Annotated in this window: 8 protein-coding genes; 6 read left to right on the top strand and 2 right to left on the bottom strand. The window is 59.2% G+C overall.

Features of this window, described 5'->3' with window-relative positions; all coding sequences use genetic code 11:
* Positions 1-72: 72 nt before the first annotated feature.
* The gene (locus KGB14_RS23115; protein ID WP_223488987.1) at positions 73-621 is read right to left on the bottom strand and encodes a GNAT family N-acetyltransferase; all 549 of its coding nucleotides are present in this window, start codon (positions 619-621) and stop codon (positions 73-75) included.
* A 102-nt stretch (positions 622-723) separates the two neighbouring features.
* Between KGB14_RS23115 and KGB14_RS23110 the strand changes: the two genes are divergently transcribed.
* Positions 724-2301, top strand: coding sequence for an alkaline phosphatase D family protein (locus tag KGB14_RS23110; protein WP_223488986.1), 1578 nt, complete (start codon positions 724-726; stop codon positions 2299-2301).
* Positions 2302-2304: 3 nt separating this feature from the next.
* On the opposite strand, the gene KGB14_RS23105 is transcribed toward KGB14_RS23110, so the two are convergent.
* Complete coding sequence (locus KGB14_RS23105; protein ID WP_223488985.1) at positions 2305-2772, bottom strand: LEA type 2 family protein; 468 nt, start codon at positions 2770-2772, stop codon at positions 2305-2307.
* A 424-nt stretch (positions 2773-3196) separates the two neighbouring features.
* On the opposite strand from KGB14_RS23105, the gene KGB14_RS23100 reads away from it, so the two are divergent.
* From KGB14_RS23100 to KGB14_RS23080, 5 genes are all read left to right on the top strand, one after another.
* Positions 3197-3913, top strand: a complete 717-nt coding sequence (locus tag KGB14_RS23100) for a helix-turn-helix transcriptional regulator (protein WP_007897371.1) — start codon at positions 3197-3199, stop codon at positions 3911-3913.
* A gap of 52 nt (positions 3914-3965) precedes the next feature.
* Positions 3966-4307: a nuclear transport factor 2 family protein gene (locus KGB14_RS23095; RefSeq protein ID WP_007897370.1), complete on the top strand. Its 342-nt coding sequence runs from the start codon at positions 3966-3968 to the stop codon at positions 4305-4307.
* Between the two features lie 154 nt (positions 4308-4461).
* The gene (gene zapE / locus KGB14_RS23090) at positions 4462-5580 is read left to right on the top strand and encodes a cell division protein ZapE (protein WP_223488984.1); all 1119 of its coding nucleotides are present in this window, start codon (positions 4462-4464) and stop codon (positions 5578-5580) included.
* Positions 5581-5598: 18 nt separating this feature from the next.
* Entirely contained in the window at positions 5599-6180 is a 582-nt protein-coding gene (locus KGB14_RS23085) for a DinB family protein (protein WP_223488983.1), read from the top strand.
* 116 nt (positions 6181-6296) lie between these two features.
* Positions 6297-6788 carry a GNAT family N-acetyltransferase gene (locus KGB14_RS23080; RefSeq protein WP_223488982.1) on the top strand — a complete coding sequence of 164 codons (492 nt, stop codon included), beginning with the start codon at positions 6297-6299 and terminating at the stop codon, positions 6786-6788.
* Positions 6789-6852 lie beyond the last annotated feature (64 nt).

Raw genomic sequence — 6852 nt, 5'->3', positions numbered from 1 at the left:
CGGGGTGTCAGGCAATAATAATGTCGACTGACACACCGCCTTCGCGAGCAAGCCCGCTCCCACATTGGATCTTCAGCGCAATTGAAGCCACTCCTCGCGGGTGATTTCCCAGAGATCCTTCGGGAACCGCCCGCTGACGAAGTCGCCCTCTTCGGTGTGTATCAAGCGCATGCCAGTACGTTCCGAGAGTTTGCGCGAGCCGATATTCGGCGCCGCTTTCGGCACGCGCAGCAACGACCGGCCGAGTGTTTCGAACCAGTACTCGGTCACCGCCGCACAGGCTTCACCCATCAACCCTTGACCTTGCCATTGCGGGGCCAGCCAGAAGCCCCGGTTGTTGTCCTGTTCATTCATCAGGCTGACATTGCCGATCAGTTGATCGGGAGCGGACTTCAAGCGGATCGACCAGTGCCATTCTTCGCCACGGGCCATCGCCGGCAGGGCAATATCATGCAGATAAGTCAACGCGCCGTCGGCGGGATAAGGCCACGGCACCAGGACGTTCAGATAACGCACCACGTCCCAGTGGGGGAATTGTTGCTGGATGGCGTCGGCATCGGCCAGTTCCAGCGGGCGCAAAATCAACCGTTCGGTGTAGAGCGTTGGAGCGGTGTGCCTCATGGGTGATCTCCTTGGAGGGCCGGGCGGTTGCGCACCATGCGCAGCGTCGATTGTCGTCTAGTCTCTAGGCGATCACACCCCTGTCAACGGATGGCCCCCCCCATGAGTTTGTTACTCGGCCCGATTCTGCAGTTTCGTGGCATCAACAGTAATGTCTATAACGTGTCGGCGCTGGTGGTTTTACCCTTGGACGGGGCATCACCCAGCGTAAAAGCAGCCAAGGGTGTCACCGCCGGCAAACCATTGGCCATCGCCGATATTCCGCTGCTCAATCCTCAGTCCCGTGTCTGGCGCATCGATTTCAAAGCGCTGCAAGACCCGGCCGTGGCCACCGCTTACACGATCAGCATAGAGGGCGCAGAGGCTAACTTCGTCGTTCCGGCCAAGGGTCAGTCGCCGCGCATGGCGTATGTCTCGTGCAATGGCTTCTCGGACCCCAAAGCCATGGAGAAGGTGGACAGGAACAATGAGCGCTGGGAGGACATGTGGGGGGCTCACCAAAGCAAACCCTATCACCTGCTGTTGATGGGGGGCGATCAGGTTTACAGCGACGAAATGCGCAGCAGTGTGGCGTCCATGAAAGCCTGGTTCGCCAAACCCTTCGCCGACCGTCAGAAGGCCGCCTACAGCAAGGTGATCGAAGCCGATCTGGACACGTTTTTCGCCAGACTCTACCTGGATCACTGGAAGCAGCCTGAGATGGCGAAGGTGTTCAGCGCCATCCCGACAGTGATGATGTGGGATGACCATGACATCGTCGATGGCTGGGGCTCCTACGATGAAATATTGCATTCAAGCCCGGTGTTCCAGGGGCTGTTTGCCACGGCCAAACGCTACTTCAGGATTTTCCAGCAGCAACTGATCCAGACTCATCCTCACCTCAAACCGTCCGCTGATACGCATCCCTGCGCGATTCCCGACACCGCTGACGGCTTTCATCTGGGGTTTACCGGTCTGGGTGAGTTGGCATTGCTGGTTCCCGATTTGCGCAGCGAACGTGCGCCGGATTTGACGACCCCACGGGCTCAACAAACCCGTGTCATTTCGCCCGTCAGTTGGGATGCGATTTATGCCTGGCTGGGCAAGGTCAAGGCGCATAAGCACTTGCTGGTGATGTCGAGTATTCCCGTCGCCTACCTTGATTTGCAGGCGGTCGAAAAGGCGCTGAACCAGATTTCGGGGCAACAGGAACTCGAGGACGACTTGCGCGACCATTGGCGAAGCCAGCCCCATCAGGATGAACGCAAGCGGCTGATCATGCGGCTGCTGGATTTCGCCCAGGCCGAATCATGCAAGGTCACGCTGGTGTCCGGTGATGTTCATGTAGCAGGGGCTTGTGTGATCGAATCGAAGTTGACCCGGCATAACGTCGATGGCGCGGGAACGATCTATCAATTGATTTCGAGCGGGGTCGTGCACCCGTCACCACCTGCGCTGGCGGTGCAGTTTCTGGAGTCCATTGGCGGACACCAGGAACAGATCGACTACGCCATTACCGGAACCATGTTGCGCATCGGTGCAAGGGGACGGTATCTGATTACAGCTCGCAACTGGCTGGCGATAGAGCCGGATGAAAGCAGCAATGGCAAAAATCGGCTGTGGGCCAACTGGCACATAGACGGTCTCAAACATTGCGTGACCCAGGTGATCGATCCGGTTAAACCGCGCGCCGAGCCGTGAGCGTTACCACGTGCCGGTGGTCGGTCCCGGCAGGCTGAGTTTGCCGCGATCGACGAAACGCATCGTGCCGAATACGCCGCCGGCCAGTTTGCCCCGCAGTACATACGGCAGATTATCCAGGGTCTGCGTCTGGCTCAGCCCGAGGGTCTGGCGCAGCACCGAGAAGGCCGAAACGCTCACCGGCACCACGATCACCGCTTCGGAAAAACGCGGGATCGAGCCCGATTGATCGCTGACGCCGGAGGCGAGTGGTCGGCCATTAACCTCCAGATCCAACGCTACGCCGTTGTAGTCTATCGGCGTTTCATTGGGGTTCTGCACGCGCAGTTTTACCGCGAAGCGCACTTCCAGTTCCTGGCTTTGCAGTGGCTCGATACCGACCACGTTGATGTTCAGCGGGTCGCGATGAGGGAACAGAGCGCAGGCGCTCAGGGAGAGCAAAAGAAGGGACAGAACAAGCAATCTGCGCATGGACAGGCTCTCGTAAAGAAAAAGGCCGAACCGCTCGCGGCTCGGCCCTCGAGCATTACGGACGGTTCAACTGTGCGACAGCCACAGTAGACGCGGGTTCATCCTTGGCCGCAACATCCGGGTTTTGCATCACCTGAAGCCCGAGGCTTGCGGATCGAATTGGTTTTCTTCCAGCTCGATGTATAGGCGGCTAAACACAAGGTTGATCGGTAGTTTGATGTGTGGCGTCTGGTATGGCGCCTTCGCGGGCAAGCCTCGCTCCTACAGGCCCACAGCGATTGCCGGGTGATTCTGGCACGACACTAATACCTGTAGGCGCGAGGCTTGCCCGCGAAGCTTTTCAAACCGGCTTATCGCTACTGCCAGTTTCTGACAGCACCCTCTGCTAAGCTCCGACGACTTTTCAGCAAAGAGCCTGCCGACCGTGTCGCGAACCAGCCGTTTACTGACTTTGTTACAAGTGCTGCGGGGCAAAAGTCGTCCGGTGACTGCCGCGACATTGGCCAGCGAACTGGAGATTTCCGAACGCACGCTCTATCGCGACATCGCTGAACTCACTGCACTCGGCGCGCCGATTTTTGGCGAGGCGGGGATTGGCTATGTGTTGCGCAGCGGTCTGTTTCTGCCGCCCTTGATGCTTAATGCCGATGAAACCGAAGCCATCGTGCTCGGCTTGCGCTACGTGGATCAGCGTGGCGATGAGGTCTTGGGCAAAGCCGCGGCCGATGCCCTGGCAAAAATTGCTGCGGTACTCGACCCGGCGGCCCAGGAGGCCTTGCGCAACCCGACGGTGTTGCCGGGCCCGCCGGGTTATGGTTATCCGCAAAATGCCGTGCCCTTGAATGTGTTTCGCCAAGCCATCCGTGATCAGGCCAAGCTGCACATCGATTACGCGGATGCCAATCAGGTGCCGAGTCAGCGGCTGATCTGGCCGCTGGCCCTGGGTTTTCTCAATGAGGTGCGGATCATCGTCGCCTGGTGTGAATTGCGCAGTGCCTATCGCACGTTTCGCACCGACCGGATATCGGCCGCCAGTGAGCAGGGCGAGCGCTACCCGGGACGGCGCAGTGACCTGTTGCGCACCTGGCGCAAGCAGATGCAACTCGACGAAGCAGGGCGTTTCACTCCTGACAAGAACTGACACAGGCTTGTTTTAGCATGGCTCCAGAATCAAACCACAAGGAGCCGTAAACATGTCCAATCCAGCCTCTTCACTGGCACCCGCCATCGCCGCCTACATTGCTGCCGCCAATGCTCGCGACACGTCAAGGGTTGCCAGTTTTTTCGCTGAGGATGCCAACGTGTTCGATGAGGGGCAGCATCAGGTCGGCACGCAAGCCATCGCCCAATGGATGCAAGACACCGCGCAACGTTATCAACCGCGGGTCGAAGTCCTCGACGTTCAACTGCGCACCGGCAAAGTGCTGGTTCATAACTTGATCTCCGGCACGTTTCCCGGCAGCCCATTGGAACTGCGCTATATGTTCCGCCTCAATGAGCAGGGCAAGATTGCCCGGCTGGATATCTCGTTGTAACCCGATGCTGTGTCGCGGCGCGGAACCTGTGGGAGCGAGCCTGCTCGCGATGACGGCGGTACATTCAGCATCAATATTGGCTGACCCGCCGCTATCGCGAGCAGGCTCGCTCCCACAGGGATTGAGCTTCGCTAGCTGCTATATACTGCCGCGCATGAATGTAGACTCTCCCTTAAGCGCGTGGCAACACGCCATCGAACAAAAGGGCTTCGTCCAGGACGAAGCCCAGGAATATGCCGTGTGGGCGTTGCAAAAATGCCACGAAGCCTTGCATGAAGGTCGCACATCCATCACCGGCGTGTACCTCTGGGGTCCGGTCGGCCGGGGCAAGACCTGGTTGATGGATCAGTTCTACCAGAACCTGCGCGTCCCGGCCCGGCGTCAGCACTTTCATCATTTCATGGGCTGGGTGCATCAGCGCTCCTTTCAATTGACCGGCACCGCCGACCCGTTGAAAGCGCTGGCCCGCGAGCTGAGCCAGGAAGTGCGGGTGTTGTGTTTCGATGAACTGTTCGTCAACGACATCGGTGACGCCATCATTCTCGGGCGTTTGTTTCAGGTGATGTTCGAGCAGGGCGTGGTGGTGGTGTGCACCTCCAATCAGCCGCCGGATCAGCTGTACGCAGACGGCTTCAACCGTGACCGGTTCATGCCGGCCATTACCGCGATCAAGCAACACATGCAGGTGATTGCGGTGGATGGCGGGGAAGATCATCGTCTGCACCCTGGCGCCGGTCTGCAGCGTTATTGGGTGAGCGTACCGGGTCAGCCCGGCGCTCTGAGCGAAGTGTTCAAGGCCTTGACCGTGGGCCAGTCGCTGTCCAGCGATCCGGTCAAGATCGGCTACCGTTCGGTCAATGTCATGCAGGCCAGTCAAACCGTACTCTGGTGCCGTTACGCCGATCTCTGCGAGCAGCCGTTTGCCGCCATGGACTTCATGGCCCTGTGCGACACCTTCAGCGCTATTCTGTTGAGTGAGGTGCCCAACCTCAGCGCGCAAAAGCGCGAAGGGCGCATCGCCCGCGGCACTGAAGACGGTGTCGAGCGGGTGGCGGCCGGGGATCGCGAGTTGCCACAGTTGTCGGTGCACGACGACGGCGTGCGCCGGTTCATCGCCCTGGTGGACGAATGCTACGACCGCAAGGTGCCGCTGTACCTCGAAGCACAGGTGCCGATGGAGGCGTTGTACACCGAGGGCTATCTTGCGTTTGCGTTTCGCCGCACCCTCAGTCGTCTGCAGGAAATGCAGCTCAAACGTTTCGCCGAGGCTTGATATCCGGGAGGAGCGAGCATGAATCAGCCCTTGTCTCACCATTTGCTGACCATGGCCTATCAGAACGCCTGGGCCAATCACCGACTGGCCAAGGCCTGGCTTCAGCTAAGCCCGGCCGAACTGGCGGCACCGCGAGTCAGTTTCTTCCCCAGCCTCAGCGCGACCCTCAACCACATCCTGACCTGCGACTGGTTTTATGTGGATGCACTGGAGCGGGAGTTGCGCGGTGACGATCCGCATCCCGATTGCTACGTGTTTTTCAATCAGGACGAACCGTTCACTCATGGCGCTGATCTCAAGCGCGAGCAAGCCCAGGTGGACCGTCGACTGATCGCCTACTGCGAGCAATTGCGCGACGCAGATCTCGGGCGGATCGTGACCATCGCGCGCGACACCCCGCAGCACGACAGCCGTTTGCGCATGCTGTCCCATTTGTTCGAACATCAGATTCATCATCGCGGGCAGGTTCACGCGATGCTCAGTGGCACCACGGTCAAGCCGCCGCAACTGGACGAGTTTTTCTGTGCCGGTGAGGCAGCGTTGAGGGCCGAGGACTTTGCCGAGTTGGGATGGACCGAGGCATTGATCTGGGGCGTTTGAGAAAGAACGATCACAACAGGATCCGGTTGTCGGCACCCTGGCACTCGCGATAAGGTCGCAGGACCTTTCAGTGCGCAAGAGGCGAGCTGGGGCAACGTATGTGATCGAGGGTGGAAATGGAATCCGCAGAAATTCTTGTGCTTCAGGCCAGCTACACCAACCCGGTGCATGCCGAGGCGATTTGTCTTGTGTTGAACCACTACGCCGAAGACCCGATGGGCGTCGGGCATTCGTTACCCGCCAATAGGTTGCAACAACTGCCCGGGGAATTGGCCAAACGTCTCCATGCCTTCAGCGTACTGGCGTTTGTCGGCGGTGAGCCGGCAGGGTTGGTCAACTGCTTTGAAGGTTTCTCGACCTTCGCCTGCCGGCCGTTGGTTAACGTGCATGACGTGGCGGTGGTGTCGAAGTTTCGCGGGCTGGGGCTGAGTCAGAAGATGCTGCACAAGGTCGAGGACATCGCGCGCCAGCGCGGCTGCTGCAAAATCACCCTGGAAGTACTGGAAGGCAATGCGGTGGCTCAGGCGTCCTATGGCAAATTCGGTTTTTCGCCAGGCATGTTCGACCCTGCGCATGGCCGGATGCTGTTCTGGACCAAGGCGCTTTAATTCGCAATCCAAATGAACCGCTTTTTGTAGGAGCCAGGCTTGCCGGCGAAGGCGTCCTTAAGTG

The sequence above is a fragment of the Pseudomonas sp. A-RE-19 genome, from assembly GCF_019956555.1.
Lineage (GTDB): Bacteria > Pseudomonadota > Gammaproteobacteria > Pseudomonadales > Pseudomonadaceae > Aquipseudomonas.
Note: the sequence above shows the minus strand (reverse complement) of the source record. Positions and strands in the feature narration are given on the sequence as shown.